This window comes from Pseudomonas marincola (assembly GCF_900682675.2).
In the GTDB taxonomy this organism is placed as follows: Bacteria; Pseudomonadota; Gammaproteobacteria; order Pseudomonadales; family Pseudomonadaceae; genus Aquipseudomonas; species Aquipseudomonas marincola.
On sequence record NZ_LR215729.2, the window covers coordinates 3,027,914 to 3,047,311 of the forward strand.

Below are 19,398 nucleotides of genomic sequence, written 5' to 3' on the forward strand. Positions count from 1 at the left end.
CTCAACCTGGCAGTGTGATCGGGTTGGCAAGCGACTTGCGCATACGCCCAGATGAGCAAACAGCAGGCTGAAACTGTGATCGGCTTGGAAGCTAGCGTCAATCCCGCGCAGTCAAAAAATAGTCACTAAATAGCCTGGGCACAAAAAAGCCGGGGCTGTTTATAGCACCCGGCTTATGGTCGTTTTGTGACCGCGACTCAGAGTTGCAGTCGGCGCGCCATCTCGGCACCCAGTGCCTGCAAGCCTGACATCGGCCTGATCATGACTTCGAACTCGCAGATTTTGCCGTGTTCGTCGAAACGAATCATGTCGATGCCTTTAAGCTCACGCTCGCCGACCCGCGCACTGAACTCAAGCACCAGATTCAAGCCATCGCCAGTGGCAAGCTCGCGGTGATAGCGAAAGTCCTCAAACACCTGCAAAACCGTGTTGAGAATATGCGCCACCTTGGCTGCCCCCTCGTAAGGGTGGAATGCCATGGGCGAACGAAACACCGCCTGCGGATTGAGCATCGCCGGCAATTCGGCGAGATTCCCGGCGGCGATCATCGCGTGCCACTTTTCGAGCGATGCCGCCACAGCGGGCTGTAAATCCAGTGCTTGTTGCATGATAGAAGCTCCTTGCCGTTTTTATTGTTAATGTCGAGCCGTCTCAGAGTTCAGCAGCCAGTCGCGATCCCTGATTGATTGCACGCTTGGCGTCCAGTTCAGCCGCCACATCTGCGCCGCCGATCAGGTGAACGCTCTGCCCACCGGCGACCAGACCATCCTGCAGTTCACGCAGCGGATCTTGGCCTGCGCAGACGATTACAGTGTCCACCGGCAATACCTGCGGCTCACCGCCGGCAACACTGATGTGCAGACCGTTGTCATCAACCTTGAGGTATTCGACGCTGTTGATCATCTGCACGTTCTTGTTTTTCAGGCCCGCGCGATGGATCCAGCCAGTCGTTTTGCCCAGACCGTCGCCGACCTTGGTTTTTTTGCGTTGCAGCAGGAAGACTTGGCGTGCAGGTGCATGCACCTCAGCTTGAATACCGGCAACGCCGCCACGGGCATCCAGTTGAGCGTCGATGCCCCACTCCTTCCAGAACGCATCACGGTCGAGACTGGTTGCAGCACCGGCGTGAGTGATGAACTCGGAAACGTCGAAACCAATGCCGCCCGCACCGATAACCGCCACGTTGTTACCGACCGGCTTGCGCTGCAAAATCGCATCCAGGTAATTGATCACTTTAGGGTTGTCGATACCCGGGATCTCAGGCGTGCGCGGCGCAATACCGGTGGCCAGAATCACCTCGTCGTAACCGCCCTTGATCAAGTCATCGGCGCTGACGCGGGTTTGCAGGCGTACATCGACACCGGTGCTTTTCAGCTTGCGATCGAAGTAACGCAGAGTCTCGAAGAACTCCTCTTTACCCGGCACACGCTTGGCGACATTAAACTGCCCGCCAATTTCTTCAGCCGAGTCGAACAGGGTCACCGAATGGCCGCGTTCAGCCGCAACCGTGGCTGCAGCCAGACCAGCAGGGCCAGCACCGACGACTGCAATCTTCTTCACAGCAACAGTCGGAATGTAATTGAGTTCAGTCTCGTGACAGGCGCGCGGGTTGACCAGGCAGCTGGTCAGTTTGCCGCCGAAGGTGTGATCAAGGCAGGCCTGGTTGCAGCCGATGCAGGTGTTGATCTCGTCGCTGCGACCCGCCGCTGCCTTGTTGACGAATTCAGGATCAGCCAGGAATGGACGCGCCATCGACACCATGTCGGCGTCGCCCTCGGCCAACACTTGCTCAGCGATTTCCGGGGTATTGATACGGTTGGTGGTGATCAGCGGGATGCTGACCTGGCCACGCAACTTGGCCGTGACCTTGGTAAATGCAGCGCGCGGCACCTTGGTGGCGATGGTCGGGATACGCGCCTCGTGCCAGCCAATACCGGTATTGATGATGGTCGCACCGGCCTTCTCGATGGCCTTGGCCAGCATGACCACTTCATCCCAGGTGCTGCCGCCTTCGATCAGGTCGAGCATCGACAGGCGATAAATGATGATGAAATTCGGTCCTACTGCCTTGCGCACGCGGCTGACAATTTCAATCGCCAGACGCATGCGGTTCTCATAGCTGCCGCCCCAGCGATCCGTGCGCTGGTTAGTGTGCGCAACGAGGAACTGGTTAATGAAATAACCTTCGGAACCCATGATCTCAACGCCGTCGTACTCGGCTTGCTGTGCGAGCAAGGCGCAGGTGACGAAGTCGGCAATCTGCTTCTCGATACCCTCCTCGTCCAGCTCGGTCGGCTTGAACGGGTTGATCGGCGCCTGAATGGCGCTAGGCGCAACGGACTTGGGGCTGTAGGCATAACGACCCGCATGCAAAATCTGCATGCAGATCTTGCCGTCCGCTTCATGCACGGCGCGGGTCACAATCTTGTGCTTTTCGGCTTCCTCAACCGTGGTCAACTTGGCCGCGCCGGAGTAAACGCCGCCTTCCACGTTCGGGCCAATACCGCCGGTCACCATAAGGCCGACACCGCCACGGGCGCGCTCGGCAAAGTAGGCCGCCATGCGCTCGAAACCATCCGGTTTCTCCTCAAGACCGGTGTGCATCGAACCCATCAATGTGCGGTTCTTCAGCGTGGTGAAACCCAGGTCGAGCGGGGCCAGCAGGTTGGGATACAAAGCGCTCATGGCGATCTCCAGTTCAAACAGTGCAATTCACGGAGTGCTGCAATCTCGGGACATTCACGGATCGCAGTCGGTATGAGCTGCACAATAAGTAGCTGAAGGCTTTGCCTCAATGACTGTAAATAACAAATTATTGATCATAAATGACAGGGCGACTTGGCAACGACGCGTGACTCCCCTACCCTGACTGGAGAAATTCTGACAGCGAAATCACCATGCACAAACTGACCAAGTACGCCCTGCTTCTGCTGATTATCGGTGGCGCTGGCGTCTACCTGTACTGGGCCAAACAGCGACCGGACGTAGGTATTTTCCTGACCGACCTGCGCAGCCAACTCAGCGTCAATCAGGGCCAGCCGAGTGAGCGCGGGAATCTGTTGGGCATTCAACCCTTGCTCTATGCCAGCGATTATCAGAGCCGCGAAACCTTGCACCTGAAGCTGGCGGCCTATCTGCAAAAAGCCCGCGACAAAGGCCTGCTCAATAGCAAAACCGTGGCCGTGCTGCCTGAGCATATTGGTACCTGGCTGGTGGCCAGCGGCGAGAAGCCCGAGTTCTACCAAAGCGACAGCCTGGTAGAGGCCATCGGCTGGCTGACGGCCAGCCATCCGCTGGCAATTCCCAAGGCGCTGATGGAAACGCCCAGCGACAAGGAATTCAGTGACGCCCTGTTCCGCCTCAAGGCCAAACAGATGGCCAAGGACTATCAACAGTTATTCGGCGAGTTGGCCAAGGAGTTCAGCATTACCTTGGTCGCAGGCTCGATTGTGCTGCCCGAACCCCGCGTAGAGTCTGGCCAGCTAAAAATCGATGACGGCCCGCTGTACAACATCAGCGTAGTGTTTGGCGCGGACGGCTCAATCATTGGCCCGGCGCAGCGCAAGGTGCATCTTTCCAGCCGCGAACGGCGCTTTATTGCTGCCGCTCCTCTGGAGCAGTTGCACGCCATTGATACGCCCGCCGGAAAACTGGGCGTATTAATCGGTACAGACAGCTGGTATCCGGACAGTTATGCAGCGCTGGCCAAGCTCGACATCAAGTTGCTGGCAATCCCGGCCTTTATCAAAGGCAAGAATCAGTGGGAGAAGCCGTGGCGCGGCAATAAAGGTGCTCAGGAACCCGCTTTCATCGCACTCAAGGAAGCGCAATCGACCGAAGCCAATGCCTGGCAACAATTGGCCATACCCAATCAGCTGAAAGCCAGCGGTGCCGAGGCCGGCGCACTGGTGTTCAGCCGTGGGCAATTGTGGCGCATGTCGATTGACGGGCGCAGTATCGCCAGCGACTCCCGCGAACATGCGCTGGCCGGTGATGCGCTCGGCGCACACCTGATCAATATCTGGTTATGAACAGCCCGCGGGTTCGCCTCGGCGATCTGTCTGTCGGCTTCATCGACAGCCTGGCTGGCGCCATGCGCGGATTGGACCACGACCCCAAGCCGCTGCTCGATAGCTACGGCCTTGATACCGCGCGCCTGGCGACCCCAAGGGCGCGTTTGTCGATCCCGCGCTACATGCGCCTCGGCCATGCGGCAATCGAGCAAACCGGGACTCCTGAACTGGGCCTGTTAATGGGCCAGGCCATTAAACTGGGCCAGCTGGGGCTGGCCGGTGTTACCGCCATGCAGGCGCCGACAGTGCGCGATGCGGCGCGGACCCTGACCCGCTTCGAGCCGCTGTACGCGTCCAACTACCGGGGCCAGTCGAGCCTGCACGAAGACCCGCAAGGTGCCTGGCTGCGGTTTTACTCAATCAGCCCTTACAACGCCTACAACCGCTTTGTGATCGACTCCGTGATGTCTGGCTGGCTGCAACAACTCAGCAGCGTCTGCGGCGAAGCGCTGAGCATCGACAAGGTCCAGATCGAATTCGAAGCACCGGCTTACAGCGCGCATTATCAACAGCGCTTTGCCTGCCCGGTCGAGTTTGCCAGCAGCCACAACCAGCTGCGCTTGAACCAAGCCAGCCTTAGCCGGCGCAACCCGAACCACTGCCCAAGCACCTGGCTGCATTTACTGGAGTTGTGTGAACAGCAACTGGAACAACTGACCCGCACCCGCAGCCTGCGTGAACAGATCACCCTGCTATTGGGGCCATTGCTACACGGCCGTGAGCCGGATTTGAATGAGGTAGCTGCACGCCTGCAACTGCCGAGTTGGACGCTGCGGCGCAAACTTGCCGAAGAAGGCACGCAGTTTCGCAGCATTCTCAACGAGACTCGCCGCGACCTGGCCATGGCGTATATTCGCGACACCGAACTGGCTTTTGGCGAGATCGCCTACCTGCTCGGCTTTGCGTCGGCAGAGGCCTTCCAGCGCGCCTTTAAGCGCTGGAACCAGCAAACCCCGGGAGAGTTTCGCCGCAGCCAGCGCAATGCCGGCTAAGGCGATTAAAATCGACAAACCTCAGAGTTCGGTAGCGTCTTCTTCAAGCTCCGGCAGGTCGAACTCACCCGCGCGGCCTTCGAGCAATTCTTCTTGATAGTCTTCCATTAGTCTCTCCTCAATCTTCAGGATTTTCTGCGATGTGCTTAGGTTCAGCAGCAGAATAAAAACCAACGATTAAGAATTTATGACAAGAGGCGAATATCTGTAAATCGCGGGCAATAAAAAACCCTCAGATATTGCTATCTGAGGGTTTCGTATATGGCGCAGCGGACGGGACTCGAACCCGCGACCCCCGGCGTGACAGGCCGGTATTCTAACCAACTGAACTACCGCTGCGTGTTACGTGAGCTTGCGCCCGGTAAACACGTTACTTCATCTGGCATCACAACAAATCGCTTCGTTTGTGATACCTCATCCCAGGCAAGCCTGAGATGGAAAATATGGCGCAGCGGACGGGACTCGAACCCGCGACCCCCGGCGTGACAGGCCGGTATTCTAACCAACTGAACTACCGCTGCGCATTTTATGAACTTTCGTTCAACTCTCGAAGTGGTGGGTGATGACGGGATCGAACCGCCGACCCTCTGCTTGTAAGGCAGATGCTCTCCCAGCTGAGCTAATCACCCTTGCCTTCGTGAGGACGCGAAATTTACGCGTGGGGCACACCTAAGTCAATACCCTGCTTAAAGTTTTTCTTAAAAAGTGCAAAATAATCAGGTGTTTATGCAGCGCGCGAAACAGTCAATAGGTTTACGCAAAAAAACAGCTACTAAAATCGAATAAATTGGTTATTTTTCAATCACATCGAGAGCTTTGCAGAATTACGCGCTAATGCCCTGTGAAAGGTAATTTTTTAAATTATTTCTGCCGCTGACCGATTTAACTCAAGTTCACTGCCAATAATTCCGCCATTGATCATCATTTAAAGCCTGATTGAGTTTTATATGGGCAGCGGCCCCGCACTCGCAAACAAAAAAGCCCCGAATCGCTTCGGGGCTTTTGCTTTGGTCGCAACGGGCTCAACCGTTAATCGAGGTAATTCATTTTCCGGCTGAATCCGCCGTCGACAACAATTTCCTGGCCCGTGACAAATGCACTGCTGCCAGACAGCAACCAGGCAACTGCCGCCGCCACATCTTCAACCTTGCCGACACGCCCTACCGGGTGCTGAGCATGATCATCACCCCGCAGTGGCTCATCACGACGCGCCTGTGAATCACGCGAGTCGATCCAGCCGGGGCTGACTGCATTCACCCGCACCTCTGGCCCCAGGCTGATTGCCAGCGAGTGAGTCAACGCCAGCAAACCGCCCTTGGACGCAGCATACGCCTCGGTATCAGCCTCGGACTGATGCGCTCGGGTTGAGGTGAGATTAACGATGGCGCCACGGTGTGCGCGCAAATACGGCACGCAATGCTTGGCCAACAGCATTGGCCCGGTCAGATTGACGGCCAAGGTGCGCTCCCAGCGCGACTGACTGAGGCTTTCGAGTGGCGGGTTATGCGGATCAGCCACCGCCGCGTTGCACACCAACGCATCGAGGCGGCCAAACTGGCCGAGCACTTCTGCCACGCCAGTCGTAACCTGCGCCTCGTCGGCGACATCCATCGACACGAACCAGGCACTCTCACCCAGCGCCTTGGCCACAATCGAGCCGCGCGCGCGATCGATGTCCGCCAGCACCACCTGCCAGCCTTCAGCGATCAGCCACGCGGCAATGCCCAAACCGATGCCTTGCGCGGCACCGGTGACCAGCGCCACATGGCCCAGCGCAGAACCATCGTCCTGCATCCAGTCCATTTCGGCTTGCTCAGTCAAAGCGCTGCCAACCCGCGAGCCAGATCGTTTTGCAGATCAGCCAGATCCTCAAGCCCAACGGCAACGCGAATCAGGTTGTCGGCAATCCCGGCATTCGCGCGCTCTTGCGGCGACAGGCGCCCGTGCGACGTGGTTGCAGGGTGGGCGATGGTGGTTTTGGTATCACCCAGATTGGTGGTGATCGAGATCACCCGAGTGGCATCAATAAAGCGCCACGCTGCCTCTTTACCGCCTTTGACCTCAAAACTGACCACTGCGCCGAATGCACTTTGCTGACGCTTGGCCAGCTCATGCTGCGGATGGCTCTGCAAACCGGCGTAGTAGACCTGCTCAACACCGGGCTGCTGCTCAAGCCACTCGGCAAGAAACTGCGCACTGGCGCAATGCGCTTGCATGCGGATGCGCAAGGTCTCCAGCCCCTTGAGGAAAATCCAGGCATTGAATGGGCTCAGGGTTGGCCCCGCTGTGCGCAGGAAGCCGACCACTTCTTTCATCTGCTCGGCACGACCGGCAACAACGCCGCCCATGCTCCGGCCTTGGCCGTCGATATATTTGGTTGCCGAGTGCATGACGATGTCTGCGCCAAGCTTGAGCGGTTGCTGCAAGGCTGGCGTACAGAAGCAATTGTCGACAGCCAGCAACGCATTGTGAGCGTGGGCGATTTCGGCCAGCGCGGCAATATCGACCAACTCGGCCAGCGGATTTGAAGGCGACTCGACAAACAGCAGCTTGGTGTTGGGTTTGAACGCAGCGCTCCACGCATCCAGATCGGACAGCGGCACGTAATCAACTTCTACGCCGAAACGCTTGAGGTATTTTTCAAACAGGCTGATGGTCGAGCCAAACACACTGCGCGACACCAATACATGGTCGCCGCCACTGCACAGGCTCATGACGATAGCCATGATTGCCGACATGCCGGAGGACGTAGCTACGGCCTGCTCTGCCCCTTCCATAGCGGCAATGCGCTCTTCAAAGGCACGTACAGTCGGGTTGGTATAACGCGAATAGACATTGCCCGGCACTTCACCGGCAAAGCGCGCAGCCGCGTCGGCTGCGGTGCGAAATACATAACTTGAGGTGGGAAAAATTGCTTCGCTGTGCTCACCTTCAGGCGAGCGACGCTGACCGGCTCGCACCGCCAGCGTATCGAATGCAGCACCTTCTAGGTCGCTGTCCAGTCGTCCTGCTTGCCATTCTTGCGTCATCTGCTTTTCCTCGGTGCGAGCATGGCGCAACGCTGTGCGCCTGCCGCTTGTTCCCTGCCGAAAGCTGCTGCTACAAGCCTGACTCTCCCTCAACACTGCCTGCGCAATTGAGCGCGGCAGTGGATACAAGGGCACAGCAGCTGTAAGGCACTGACTTAGTTGTTGTGCAAATCAATGATGGCGCTGTTGACCATCGACATACTCATGCTCGAATCGTTACGTGCACGCTCGATTTTGGCCAAGTATGCCTCGTCAACATCACCGGTAACATACTTGCCGTCGAACACCGCACAATCGAACTTGCCGATCTTGATCTTGCCGCCGCCCACCGCATCAACCAGGTCTTCGAGATCCTGATAGATCAGCCAGTCAGCGCCGATCAGCTCGGCAACCTGCTCGGTGGTGCGGTTGTGGGCGATCAGCTCGTGCGCGCTCGGCATGTCGATACCGTACACGTTTGGATAACGCACGGCTGGAGCCGCCGAGCAGAAGTAGACATTTTTGGCACCGGCTTCGCGGGCCATCTGAATGATCTGCTTGCAGGTCGTGCCACGTACGATCGAGTCATCGACCAGCATCACGTTCTTGCCGCGGAACTCAAGCTCGATGGCGTTGAGTTTCTGGCGTACGGACTTCTTGCGCGCCGCCTGGCCCGGCATGATGAAGGTACGGCCGATGTAGCGGTTCTTGACGAAGCCTTCGCGGAACTTCACGCCCAGATGGTTGGCCAACTCAAGCGCTGCCGTGCGGCTGGTATCCGGAATCGGGATAACCACGTCGATGTCGTGCTCGGGACGTTCACGGAGAATCTTCTCAGCCAGCTTCTCGCCCATGCGCAGACGCGCTTTGTAGACCGAAACACCGTCCATGATCGAGTCCGGACGCGCCAGGTATACATGCTCGAAGATGCACGGCGAGTATTCAAAGTTTTCGGCGCACTGACGCGTGTGCAGCTTGCCGTCTTCAGTGATGTAAACCGCTTCACCCGGCGCCAGATCGCGGATCATGGTAAAGCCGAGCACGTCGAGGGAAACGCTCTCGGAAGCGATCATGTACTCAACGCCTTCGTCGGTGTGACGCTGGCCGAATACGATCGGACGAATACCGTGCGGATCGCGGAAACCGACGATGCCATAACCGGTGATCATGGCAACAACGGCGTAACCACCCTTGCAGCGCTTGTGCACATCGCTGACCGCGGCGAATACATCTTCCTCGGTCGGCTGCAAACGGCCGCGCTGAGCCAGTTCGTGGGCAAACACGTTAAGCAGCACTTCCGAGTCGGAATTGGTATTAACGTGACGCAGGTCGGACTGGTAAATCTCTTTAGCCAGTTGCTCAACGTTGGTCAGGTTACCGTTGTGTGCAAGCGTGATGCCGTAAGGCGAGTTGACGTAGAAAGGCTGCGCTTCGGCCGAACTTGAGCTACCCGCAGTCGGGTAACGCACGTGACCAATGCCCATGTGCCCAACAAGGCGCTGCATGTGGCGCTGCTGAAACACATCACGAACCAGACCATTATCCTTGCGCAGGAACAGACGCCCCTGATGACTGGTGACAATACCGGCAGCATCCTGGCCGCGGTGCTGCAAAACGGTCAAACCGTCATACAGCGCCTGATTGACATTCGATTTACCAACAATACCGACAATGCCGCACATTTGGCGCAACCCCTACGTTATAAAACAGACTGAATACTGGAGGCTCTCAAGGCGTTTTAGGCATTGAGAGCACCTCCTTGAACGGCAGATCAGCAGGTGCGCTGACGCCGCTTGCGAGCCACTCACTGGACAAACCCAGGATCAGGTTTTTTGACCAGTCAGCGACCAAGAGAAAATGTGGAATCAAGGCAGACTCATGCCACCAGATGTCCTGCTGCACAGGCGCAAGGCTGAGCAAGCCGACCAACAGCACAACCAACAGGGCGCCGCGTGCGCCACCGAAAACCATGCCGAGAAAACGATCCGTGCCGGACATCCCGGTCACGCGAATCAGCTCACCGACCAGATAATTGACCAGTGCGCCCACCAGCAATGTGGCAATAAACAAGATCGCGCAGGCTGCGATAACCCGCATCGAAGGTGTTTGAATGTAAGCGTCGAGATGCTGCGACAAGGCACCGCCGAACATCCAGGCAACGACGCCTGCGACGATCCACGTGAGCAATGAAAGTGCTTCCTTAACGAAGCCACGGCTCAGACTGATCAGACTTGATATGGCGATAATGGCGATAATCGCCCAATCGACCCAGGTAAATGCCACGATGAAGGCTACCGTTTGAATAGGCGCAGCATTTTAGCAGAGCCGCTGCCCGCAGGGTAAGCCAAGGTTGGCCGTTGGGATGAAAAACCTATGACGGGATGCTGCCACGGACGGTTCAGCACTGAACAGTCCGTGATCAATCAGTTGGCTTCCGGCTTGAAACGAACGATAAATCCATTGAGTTTCAATTGGCCGTTGATCTTTTCGCGCGCCTTGTCGGCGTCGCCACGATCAATGTACGGGCCAACAAACACCCGATTCATGCCATCGAAGGTACGAATATAGGCGTCATAGCCCTGACTGCGCAGAGTGCCTTGCAGTTTCTCAGCCCCCGCACGACTGGACAGGCTGGCCAATTGCACCGACCAACTGACAGGCAAGGTGTTAGCGTCCAGATGCTTCTGCGGCGCAGGCGCGGCCTCAGCCTCGGGCTCAACTGGCTTGGCCGGCGTTTGCGCAACAGCAGGAGCCTCTTCAACAGGCGGCGCCGGAAGCGGCTCAATGGGCTCAGGTGCAGTGTCTGCAGCCGGATCGGCAGGCTCGGGCGCGGATTCTTCAATACTGGCATCCGGCACCGGCTGGGGCACGGGCACCGGATCAAGCGCGACCTCAGCCGCAGGCGGCTCAGCGGGCATGGCCGGGGCTTCTACCGAGACCCGACGCAACTCATCCTGACGCGACAGCAGCATCGGCAAAAAAATGACGGCCAGCGCAACGAGCACCAACGCGCCGACAATTCGCTGCTTGAATCCTTTATCCAGCAAAGCCATCCTGATCTTCCCCTTTGGCATGGCGGGCCAGCCATTCCAAGGCTTCGGCCACACAATAAAACGACCCGAACAGCAAGATCTCGTCTTGCTCCGTAGCCTGCGCGCATTGTGCCATTAAAGCAGTCTGAACATCGCTATAGACCGCCACTGCCGCGTTTTTATCCTGTAAAAAATCAGCAAGTTCGCTCGCAGGACGCGAACGCAGGGTCGGCAAAGGGGCTACAGCCCAATCCGCCACATGCTCAAGCAAGGGTTCGACCACGCCGGCCAAGGCCTTGTCGCCCAACAAACCAAACACCGCCAGGCGCTTGCCAGCCGGTGGACGAGCAGCCAGACGCCCCGCCAGATATTCAGCCGCATGCGGATTATGACCAACATCGAGCAGCAGCTTGAGGGTCTTGCCGCTGAAGTTGATGGTGCGCCGTTCCAGCCGGCCGGTTACGCGGGTAGCCTGCAAGGCAGCTGCCAGTTCCTCCGGCTGCCAGGGCAAGTCGAGCAACGCATAAGCCTGCAACGCAAGCGCGGCGTTTTCCTGAGGCAAATCCAGCACCGGCAATTGCGTCAATGTCAGGCTCTGCCCTGCCCCGTCCACACCGCGCCACGACCAATAGTCATCGCTCCGCGCCAGATCGAAGTCGCGCCCACGCAGAAACAGCGGCGCGTCAATCAGGGTAACTTGATCCAGCAGCGTCTGCGGCGGCTGCAAGTCACCGCACAACGCAGGCTTGCCCGGCCGGCAGATACCGGCTTTCTCAAACGCTACGCTGTCGCGGGTATCACCGAGGTATTCAACATGATCCACGCCAATCGAAGTGATCACCGCCAAATCGGCGTCCACCAGATTGACCGTATCGAGGCGACCGCCGAGGCCCACTTCAAGCACCACAGCGTCCAAACCTGCGCGCTGGAACAGCCAAAACGCCGCCAACGTGCCCATTTCGAAGTAAGTCAGCGAGATATCACCGCGCACTTGCTCCAGCGCAGCAAAGGCTTCGCACAGTTGCTCGTCCGAGACTTCCTGGCCATCGAACAGCACCCGCTCGTTGTAGCGCAGTAGGTGCGGTGAGCTGTAAACGCCCACTTTGAGGCCCTGAGCTTTCAGCAGCGATGCGATAAACGCGCAGGTCGAGCCTTTGCCGTTGGTGCCGGTAACCGTGATAACGCGTGGTGCAAGCCGGGCCAGGCCCATGCGTTCAGCTACGGCGCGACAACGGTCCAGCCCCATGTCAATTGCAACGGGGTGGAGTTGCTCCAGATAGGCAAGCCAATCTGCCAAAGAACGTTGGGTCATTCAGCAGTCGCTACCGCAGCCTCGACCGGGGCCTCTACTTTCTGAGCAGGTGTTGGCTTGCCGGTAAACTGCGCCAACAGGCGCGCCAGACGCGGACGCAATTCTGCGCGCGGAATAATCATATCGATAGCGCCGTGCGCCAGCAGGAACTCGCTGCGCTGGAAGCCTTCTGGCAGCTTCTCGCGTACGGTCTGTTCGATAACCCGCGGGCCAGCAAAGCCGATCAGCGCGTTAGGCTCGGCAACGATGACATCACCCAACATGGCCAGACTGGCCGAAACGCCGCCGTAAACCGGGTCGGTCAGCACCGAGATAAACGGAATGCCTTCCTCGCGCAGGCGCGCCAGCACAGCCGAGGTCTTGGCCATCTGCATCAGCGAGATCAACGCTTCCTGCATACGTGCGCCGCCTGAGGCCGAGAAACACACCATCGGGATACGCTGCTCCAAGGCCACGTTGGCGGCACGCACGAAGCGCTCACCAACGATTGCACCCATGGAGCCGCCCATGAACGAGAACTCGAACGCCACGGCTACCAGCGGCATGCTCTGCAGCTGCCCTTTGAACGCGACCAACGCGTCTTTCTCGCCGGTCTGCTTCTGTGCTGCCACCAGGCGGTCTTTATACTTTTTGCTGTCGCGAAACTTCAGGCGATCGACCGGCTCAAGATCGGCACCGATTTCTTCACGGCCTTCGGCATCGAGGAAAATATTCAGACGCGTACGTGCATCGATACGCATGTGATGCCCGCACTTGATGCAGACATCCAGGGTCTTTTCCAGCTCGGGTTTGTACAGCACCGCATCACACGATGGGCATTTGTGCCACAGGCCTTCCGGTACCGAGCTCTTCTTGACCTCGGAACGCATGATCGAAGGGATCAGCTTATCTACCAACCAGTTGCTCATGCTCTTAACTCTCCAAAGCTGTAGGCCCGCCCGCGCTAACAATAACGCAATCAGGCAAATTCACGAGTGCAGTCACTTGAGGGGCCGGCACCAGCATTCGGCAATTGCCACCAACGCCCATTACCCGCCACCTTGATCAGACTTCAATTGCATCACTTGCAACCTGCACTTTTGGACGGCACTGATCGGTCAGCCGTCACATCAGGTCGCGCAGTTCATCGAACCATCAGCACGCTCTTACTGCTGCAACAAACGCACGTACCTTAGCAGCATCCTTGATCCCTTTGCTTGCTTCCACTCCACCACTGACATCAACAGCATACGGCTGAACCTGCGCAATCGCGCTGGCAATATTCTCGGGCGTGAGACCGCCAGCAAGAATTATCGGCGTATCAAGCCCCTTAGGAACCAATGACCAGTCAAATGCCTCGCCAGTTCCCCCGGGGATTCCCGGCACGAAGGTATCGAGCAAAATGCCACTGGCCGCCGGATACTCGCCAATCATGGCCGCCACATCATCATCGCTCTTGATCCGCAACGCCTTGATAAAGGGCCGGTTGTAACCGGCGCAATCCGCCGCGGTCTCATCACCATGAAATTGCAGCAAGTCCAACGGCACCTGCGCCAGCAACGCGTTCAACTGCTCACGCGGCATATTCACAAACAAACCAACAGTGGTCACGAATGGCGGCAGCGCAGCGAGAATAGCCTGCGCCTGAGCAATATTCACGGCACGCGGGCTTTTCGGATAAAACACCAGGCCAATTGCATCCGCACCGGCGGCAATCGCAGCCAGTGCATCTTCTATGCGGGTAATGCCACAGATCTTGCTGCGAACAACTGACAACGGTGAGTTCCTTGAGCAGATAAAACGCTATACGACCGATGGTAGCAAAAGGCCTTTCAGCCGTCAGTCCTCACGTCAGGCAAGCCGGATAGAAAGTGTGGCCCCAAGTAACGGGACGGCAACTCGAACGTATCCGGATAATCGACCTGCACCAGATACAGCCCGTAAGGGTGCGCGGTTACACCACCGGTGCGACGTACGCGGCTTTCAATCACCTCGGCGGCCCACTCGACAGGTCGCTCACCCGCACCAATGGTCATCAGCACACCGGCGATGTTGCGCACCATGTGATGCAAAAAGGCATTGGCGCGAATATCCAGCACGATGAACCGGCCAGTTTGCAGCAGCTCAAGGTGGTGAACGGTCTTGATCGGCGACTTGGCCTGACACTGACGCGCGCGGAAAGCACTGAAGTCGTGTGTTCCCAGAAATGCTTTGGCCGCTTCGCGCATGCGCTCGATATCCAGCGGACGATGGTTCCAGGTGACAGCTTCGGCCATGTGCGCCGGTCGAATCTGGTCGTTATAGATGACATAACGGTAGCGCCGCGCCTGGGCACAGAAACGCGCATCGAATTCGCACGGCATGATCTTGGCCCAGCAAATGCTGATGTCATGCGGCAGATTCATGTTGCCGCCCATCATCCAGGCGTGTGTCGAGCGCTCGACGTGCGTATCGAAATGCACCACCTGTCCACTTGCGTGAACCGCAGCATCGGTACGCCCGGCGCAACTCAGCGTGATTGGCGCACCACCGGCGACTTTGCTCAAGGCCTGTTCAAGCTTGCCTTGAACGGTAGGCACGCCATCTTTTTGCCGCTGAAAACCACGATAACGTGAACCGTTGTATTCAACGCCGAGGGCGACCCTGAAAAGATCAACGGCGGCCGAGTTGGCCGCCGTTTCTGGAAAAGCTTCGGACATGTATCAAACCAATTTAGCGATCAGCTCTTTAGCTTCTTGCTGCTGACCATCGTTACCTTCGGCGATGACTTCATCGAGAATGTCTTTGGCACCCTCGGCATCACCCATATCGATATAGGCTCGCGCCAGATCTAATTTGGTCGCAGTTTCATCTGTACCGGACAGGAAGTCAAAGTCGTCTTCACCGTCGAAGTCCTCTGCCGCCAACGACTCGGCAGTTACTTCAGGCACATCGGGAAGATCAATCTCCTCCGGCTGGTTTTCTGCCAGGCTGTCGGAAAGCTGCTCCAACTCACCACTGACATCTTCAAGCTTGACCTCAAAGGACTCCGCCGCGGCTTCAGGCTTGTCTTCCGCGCTGATCGTCTCATCCAGCGACAGGTCGAAATCAGCAGGCAAATCGAGGGTATCGAATTCAGCCGTCTCTTCTGCCTTTGGGGTGATCGCGGTGGTGTCTTCGCTCAGCTCATCCTCAAAGTCGAGCAGGAACTCATCCTCTGCAACTGGCGTGGCAGCAGGTGTTTGTGGCTCATCTGCAGCGAAATCGAAATTGAAATCATCGAGTTCGTCCGTCAGCGTAACCGGCTCTTCAGACAACTGTTCATCAAGCTGCAGATCCTCAAACCCGGCGAGATCACTGTCTGCATGAGTTTCAGTGGTCGACTCGACTGTCGGCTGCGCTGGCGCAGGTGTCGGGGCATCAAGGTCTTCAAGATCATCCAGATCGAAGTCGAAAGCATCGTCTTCAGCCGGCGCTGCGCTCTGAACCGGAGCCGCCTGAGGAGCTTGCGGCTCATCATCAATGCTCAAGTCGTCCAGATTGAAGTTTTCAGCATCATCCAGCGCCGCGCTGTCGGCTGCCATCAACATGGCAGCACCGCCAGCAACAACCATAGCCGGATAACGCGCCTTGAGTTGATCGATTTCAGCAGCCGAACCGCCGAAATCAAGCAGCTCGCTTTCCTGACGGACAAACCCTTCGCGGTCGCCCATCTCGGCATAGACCTCCATCAGCTTGAGGCGCAAGTCGGCCCGCTGAGGCTCATCATTGATGGCGTTAACCAACAACTCGGCAGCCTGATTGAAGCGACCGTAAGCGATATAAATGTCCGCCTCGCTCAATACATCAGCGGTTTTAGCGGTAACAGGTTCCTCGCCTGCCTCATGCGCGGTCACAGCCGTATCGGCGTCCTGCTCATCAAGGCTGCCAGCCGGCAACTCGACATCATTCTCGAAATTGTAATCGCCGGCCAGCTCTTCCTGCGCAGCAGCTTCTTTAGCCGCATTGCGCCGTGATACCGCCATCAGTGCCAACAGCAGTAACAGCAGCGCACCACCCGCAGTTGCACCCAGCAACATTGGATTGGCCATCAAGCTGTCCAGCGCACTCTCCTCTGCTGGCGCATCTGCCGGTGTTGGCGCAGGCGTAGGCTCAGTGGTTGCCGGAGCAGGTGCCGGCGCTGCAGCGGAATCCGCAACGACTGGCTGAGTTTCGTCCGACTCAGGCTCTTCGCTGTAGTTGTAATCGGTTTCAGCCGGAGCTTGCGTGGCCTGTGCTTGAGGAGATGCAGGGTCGCCTGCCGCAGGACCGCCTGCCGCAGCATCGGCTGCCGTAGCGTTGGCGGAAGCTGTGTCGGCGGTTTCTGTGCCGGCGGCTGCATTAGCATCGGCAGATTCAGCGCCGGCTAAGGCATCGGCTGGCGCAGCGCCGGCTGCCGCAGCGTTGGCTGCCACAGGTTCGCCTGCCGCAGGATCGGCTGCCACATCACCGGCTGGGGAACTTCCCGAAGCATCAGTGCCAGATTCATTCGATGGAGACGCGCCAGCTGCAGCGTTATCGGCTGCGGCGCCTGCAGCGGCGCCAGCTACACCAGCGGCAGCGGCGGCAGTACCGTCTTCACCCAATTCAGCCTGAAGCTTGGCCAACTGGCTGTCTTTGAGCTGGATCAGGCGTTGCAGTTTATCAAGCTGGCTTTGCAGATCGCCCATGCGGCTCTGCAGCTCTTCGTTTTCGCGACGAGTCGAGTCGAGGCTCTCTTCGGTCACTGCCAGTTTGTTGCTAAGTACTTTGGTGTCGACCTTACCGGTGTCAGCACCGGCAGTCGCCTTGCCGGTTTCAGCTGAAACCAGTTTGAGGTTGTCATCTTCTTTGATTTCAGCAGGTGCCGCGCCCGCAGCGTTGCGTTTGGTGGCATCCAGCTGGCGCGGATCAGCCGCAGCAGTAGTACCCGCGCGCCAGGCGGTGTTCTGCTGGCGAACTTCGGCGATGGCTTGCGGCTGAGTACGGCTGTTGATCTGCTGATCGTCCGGCAGGCGCAAGACCTGACCACGCTTCAGGCGGTTGATGTTGCCATCAATGAAAGCGTCCGGATTGAGGTCCTGAATTGCCAGCATTTTCTGATGAGCACTGCCATTGCCCGGCGTGCGCTCAGCAATCTGCCACAGGGTATCGGCACTGCTGGTCTTGTAAACGCCCGCTGTTTCAGCGCTGACTTTCGGCGTCTGGGTCGGTTCAGCTGCTGGCCCGCGGTAAGCCGAGGACTCGCGAGCAGGCGCCGGTGCTACCGGAGTTGGCGCAGAGGCTGCCGGCATGGAGGCGTACGCCTTGGCTGTACGGGTTTCTGCAGGTTGCTGCAAACCGGTTACCGGTGCGCGTGGCGCTGCGGCGGCAGCGGCTTGCGGCGAGTACAGTGGCGGGTCGAGCAACAGGGTGTATTCACGCAGCGCACGGCCATTCGGCCACAGCACTTCAACCAGGAAATTCAGATACGGTTCGCGCACCGGCTGGCTCGATGTCACCCGGATGATGCTCTTGCCGTTAGGCTTGATTACCGGGGTGAACTTGAGATCGGTGAGGAAGTAAGCACGTTCCACACCCGCCTTGGTAAACGCATCCGGAGAGGCGAGCTTGGGCAGCACTTCTTGATTACCCAGGTCGCGTGCCTCCAGCAATTCGATGTCAGCGACCAGTGGCTGGTTAAGCGCTGAGCGCAACGTCACCTCGCCCAAGCCCAGCGCCTGCGCCATACCGGAGGAGAGTGCCGAGGCCGCCGCAATCGCCAGCACCAGTTTGCGAACCCGAATCATATCGTTATCCTTAGTTTTATCTTTTTTTCCCGGCAAGCGAGAGGATCTTGATAACTATCGAGGGCACATAGCTGATGTCAGCTGAGCACTCGATAATTAATTAAACCAGTGTTGCCAAGCTCGAAAGATTCTTCAAACTTCTAGGTAAGTATCTTTGACAGATGGTCTTTTATCAATAACTCAGCTAACTGCACTGCGTTGACAGCAGTACCTTTTCGTACATTATCAGACGTAATCCACAAATTGACTTCCCTTTCATCTTCAATCCCGCCGCGCACTCGCCCGACATAGATCACATCTTGCCCCACCGCATCGCCAACCGCGGTCGGATAATCGCCTGGCTCTACGTATTCGATTGCCGGCGACGCATCCAGCGCCGCGCAAACTGCCGGTATATCTACAGCAGCTTCGGTTTGCAGCGATACGTTAAGACTGTCACCAAAGAATACCGGCGCCTGAATACAGGTCACCGCGACCTTGAGCTGCGGGCGTGTCAGCAGTGTTTTCAATTCATTACCTATGCGCCGCTCCAACGCGCCATGCCCACTGTTGTCCGGCTCTTCAACTTGAGCGAGCAGGTTAAACGCGATTTGCCGGTCAAACAGACGCGGCTCCATTGCCCGCGCGTTGAGCAACTCTGCGGTCTGGCGCGCCAGTTCAGTCACGCCTTGGCGATCGCGGCTCGAGACGGCCAAGCACGCCGTTACACTGGCGCGTGTCACTTCAACCTGCCCGGCAATGGCCGCCAGCACACAACTCAGCGCCACACTCACCGCTGCCGGGCTGCTCACCCAGTAAGGCGCCTTTAGCGAAGCCATCACCTGCGGGTTAACGTCAGCCACCACAATCGGCGCTTGCCCGGCCGGCAACCCTGCACTCAGGTCAATCACCGCACAACCACCACGGCGCACTGCCTCCAGGCACTCGCGGGTGACATCGGCTTCATCAACAAAGAAGGCAACCTGCACGTTGGCGAAGTCGAATTCGTCAGCAGCGCGCACCCGCAGGTTCTTGCCGCGGAACGTTACGCTGTGGCCAACAGCCTCATCCACGCCCAGCAGATGCAAGGTCTTGAGCGGAAAATCACGCTCTTCGAGCACTTGCACCAACGCCTCACCGACAGCGCCGGTGGCACCGATTACAGCTACATCAACAGTCGCACTCATAACATCACTTCTGATCAGATCCGGACATGCACTCTATAGTGCACCTCTTA

General features: G+C 57.9%; 16 protein-coding genes and 3 tRNA genes. 2 read left to right on the forward strand and 17 right to left on the reverse strand.

Annotated elements, in window-relative coordinates; genetic code table 11:
* Positions 1-197: 197 nt before the first annotated feature.
* Together PMYSY11_RS14105 and PMYSY11_RS14110 are read right to left on the reverse strand one after the other, a co-directional pair.
* Positions 198-608 (reverse strand): nuclear transport factor 2 family protein, encoded by a 411-nt coding sequence (locus PMYSY11_RS14105; RefSeq protein WP_090508623.1) that lies wholly within the window; start codon positions 606-608, stop codon positions 198-200.
* A gap of 43 nt (positions 609-651) precedes the next feature.
* On the reverse strand, positions 652-2,685 hold the full coding sequence (locus tag PMYSY11_RS14110) for an NADPH-dependent 2,4-dienoyl-CoA reductase (RefSeq protein ID WP_150549563.1): 2,034 nt from the start codon (positions 2,683-2,685) through the stop codon (positions 652-654).
* 212 nt (positions 2,686-2,897) lie between these two features.
* Between PMYSY11_RS14110 and PMYSY11_RS14115 the strand changes: the two genes are divergently transcribed.
* Complete coding sequence (locus PMYSY11_RS14115; RefSeq protein WP_150549564.1) at positions 2,898-4,031, forward strand: carbon-nitrogen hydrolase family protein; 1,134 nt, start codon at positions 2,898-2,900, stop codon at positions 4,029-4,031.
* A complete protein-coding gene (locus PMYSY11_RS14120) occupies positions 4,028-5,065 on the forward strand; it encodes an AraC family transcriptional regulator (protein WP_069899043.1) in 1,038 nt (345 codons plus the stop codon). The genes PMYSY11_RS14115 and PMYSY11_RS14120 overlap by 4 nt, the downstream gene beginning before the upstream one ends.
* A 21-nt stretch (positions 5,066-5,086) precedes the next feature.
* Here PMYSY11_RS14120 and PMYSY11_RS14125 read toward each other — a convergent pair whose 3' ends face one another.
* The 15 genes from PMYSY11_RS14125 to PMYSY11_RS14195 form a co-directional block, all read right to left on the reverse strand.
* The gene (locus PMYSY11_RS14125; RefSeq protein ID WP_172929108.1) at positions 5,087-5,239 is read right to left on the reverse strand and encodes a hypothetical protein; all 153 of its coding nucleotides are present in this window, start codon (positions 5,237-5,239) and stop codon (positions 5,087-5,089) included.
* Between the two features lie 88 nt (positions 5,240-5,327).
* A tRNA-Asp gene (locus tag PMYSY11_RS14130) sits at positions 5,328-5,404 on the reverse strand.
* A gap of 105 nt (positions 5,405-5,509) precedes the next feature.
* Positions 5,510-5,586, reverse strand: a tRNA-Asp gene (locus PMYSY11_RS14135).
* Positions 5,587-5,618: 32 nt separating this feature from the next.
* A tRNA-Val gene (locus PMYSY11_RS14140) sits at positions 5,619-5,694 on the reverse strand.
* A gap of 400 nt (positions 5,695-6,094) precedes the next feature.
* The gene (locus PMYSY11_RS14145) at positions 6,095-6,859 is read right to left on the reverse strand and encodes an SDR family oxidoreductase (RefSeq protein WP_150549727.1); all 765 of its coding nucleotides are present in this window, start codon (positions 6,857-6,859) and stop codon (positions 6,095-6,097) included.
* Positions 6,860-6,882: 23 nt separating this feature from the next.
* Positions 6,883-8,094 carry an O-succinylhomoserine sulfhydrylase gene (locus PMYSY11_RS14150; protein WP_150549565.1) on the reverse strand — a complete coding sequence of 404 codons (1,212 nt, stop codon included), beginning with the start codon at positions 8,092-8,094 and terminating at the stop codon, positions 6,883-6,885.
* 155 nt (positions 8,095-8,249) lie between these two features.
* Entirely contained in the window at positions 8,250-9,755 is a 1,506-nt protein-coding gene (gene purF, locus PMYSY11_RS14155) for an amidophosphoribosyltransferase (RefSeq protein WP_069899047.1), read from the reverse strand.
* A gap of 46 nt (positions 9,756-9,801) precedes the next feature.
* Entirely contained in the window at positions 9,802-10,356 is a 555-nt protein-coding gene (locus PMYSY11_RS14160; protein ID WP_150549566.1) for a CvpA family protein, read from the reverse strand.
* A gap of 140 nt (positions 10,357-10,496) precedes the next feature.
* Positions 10,497-11,126 carry an SPOR domain-containing protein gene (locus tag PMYSY11_RS14165; RefSeq protein WP_150549567.1) on the reverse strand — a complete coding sequence of 210 codons (630 nt, stop codon included), beginning with the start codon at positions 11,124-11,126 and terminating at the stop codon, positions 10,497-10,499.
* Entirely contained in the window at positions 11,110-12,417 is a 1,308-nt protein-coding gene (gene folC / locus PMYSY11_RS14170; protein ID WP_150549568.1) for a bifunctional tetrahydrofolate synthase/dihydrofolate synthase, read from the reverse strand. The genes PMYSY11_RS14165 and folC overlap by 17 nt, the downstream gene beginning before the upstream one ends.
* Positions 12,414-13,325 (reverse strand): acetyl-CoA carboxylase, carboxyltransferase subunit beta, encoded by a 912-nt coding sequence (gene accD / locus PMYSY11_RS14175; protein ID WP_150549569.1) that lies wholly within the window; start codon positions 13,323-13,325, stop codon positions 12,414-12,416. The genes folC and accD overlap by 4 nt, the downstream gene beginning before the upstream one ends.
* A gap of 226 nt (positions 13,326-13,551) precedes the next feature.
* Positions 13,552-14,172, reverse strand: a complete 621-nt coding sequence (locus tag PMYSY11_RS14180) for a phosphoribosylanthranilate isomerase (protein WP_090508630.1) — start codon at positions 14,170-14,172, stop codon at positions 13,552-13,554.
* Positions 14,173-14,228: 56 nt separating this feature from the next.
* A complete protein-coding gene (truA, locus tag PMYSY11_RS14185) occupies positions 14,229-15,095 on the reverse strand; it encodes a tRNA pseudouridine(38-40) synthase TruA (protein WP_150549570.1) in 867 nt (288 codons plus the stop codon).
* A gap of 3 nt (positions 15,096-15,098) precedes the next feature.
* The gene (locus tag PMYSY11_RS14190) at positions 15,099-18,182 is read right to left on the reverse strand and encodes a motility hub landmark protein FimV (protein ID WP_150549571.1); all 3,084 of its coding nucleotides are present in this window, start codon (positions 18,180-18,182) and stop codon (positions 15,099-15,101) included.
* Positions 18,183-18,322: 140 nt separating this feature from the next.
* Entirely contained in the window at positions 18,323-19,348 is a 1,026-nt protein-coding gene (locus PMYSY11_RS14195; protein ID WP_150549572.1) for an aspartate-semialdehyde dehydrogenase, read from the reverse strand.
* Positions 19,349-19,398: the final 50 nt, after the last annotated feature.

Excerpts from the sequence above, each read along its gene's own strand:
- PMYSY11_RS14195 (WP_150549572.1), bottom strand. The coding sequence starts at position 19,348 with ATGAGTGCGACTGTTGATGTAGCTGTAATCGGTGCCACCGGCGCTGTC.
- folC (WP_150549568.1), bottom strand. The coding sequence starts at position 12,417 with ATGACCCAACGTTCTTTGGCAGATTGGCTTGCCTATCTGGAGCAACTC.
- PMYSY11_RS14105 (WP_090508623.1), bottom strand. The coding sequence starts at position 608 with ATGCAACAAGCACTGGATTTACAGCCCGCTGTGGCGGCATCGCTCGAA.
- PMYSY11_RS14145 (WP_150549727.1), bottom strand. The coding sequence starts at position 6,859 with ATGCAGGACGATGGTTCTGCGCTGGGCCATGTGGCGCTGGTCACCGGT.
- truA (WP_150549570.1), bottom strand. The coding sequence starts at position 15,095 with ATGTCCGAAGCTTTTCCAGAAACGGCGGCCAACTCGGCCGCCGTTGAT.
- PMYSY11_RS14115 (WP_150549564.1), top strand. The coding sequence starts at position 2,898 with ATGCACAAACTGACCAAGTACGCCCTGCTTCTGCTGATTATCGGTGGC.
- PMYSY11_RS14110 (WP_150549563.1), bottom strand. The coding sequence starts at position 2,685 with ATGAGCGCTTTGTATCCCAACCTGCTGGCCCCGCTCGACCTGGGTTTC.
- PMYSY11_RS14190 (WP_150549571.1), bottom strand. The coding sequence starts at position 18,182 with ATGATTCGGGTTCGCAAACTGGTGCTGGCGATTGCGGCGGCCTCGGCA.
- accD (WP_150549569.1), bottom strand. The coding sequence starts at position 13,325 with ATGAGCAACTGGTTGGTAGATAAGCTGATCCCTTCGATCATGCGTTCC.
- PMYSY11_RS14165 (WP_150549567.1), bottom strand. The coding sequence starts at position 11,126 with ATGGCTTTGCTGGATAAAGGATTCAAGCAGCGAATTGTCGGCGCGTTG.
- purF (WP_069899047.1), bottom strand. The coding sequence starts at position 9,755 with ATGTGCGGCATTGTCGGTATTGTTGGTAAATCGAATGTCAATCAGGCG.
- PMYSY11_RS14150 (WP_150549565.1), bottom strand. The coding sequence starts at position 8,094 with ATGACGCAAGAATGGCAAGCAGGACGACTGGACAGCGACCTAGAAGGT.
- PMYSY11_RS14120 (WP_069899043.1), top strand. The coding sequence starts at position 4,028 with ATGAACAGCCCGCGGGTTCGCCTCGGCGATCTGTCTGTCGGCTTCATC.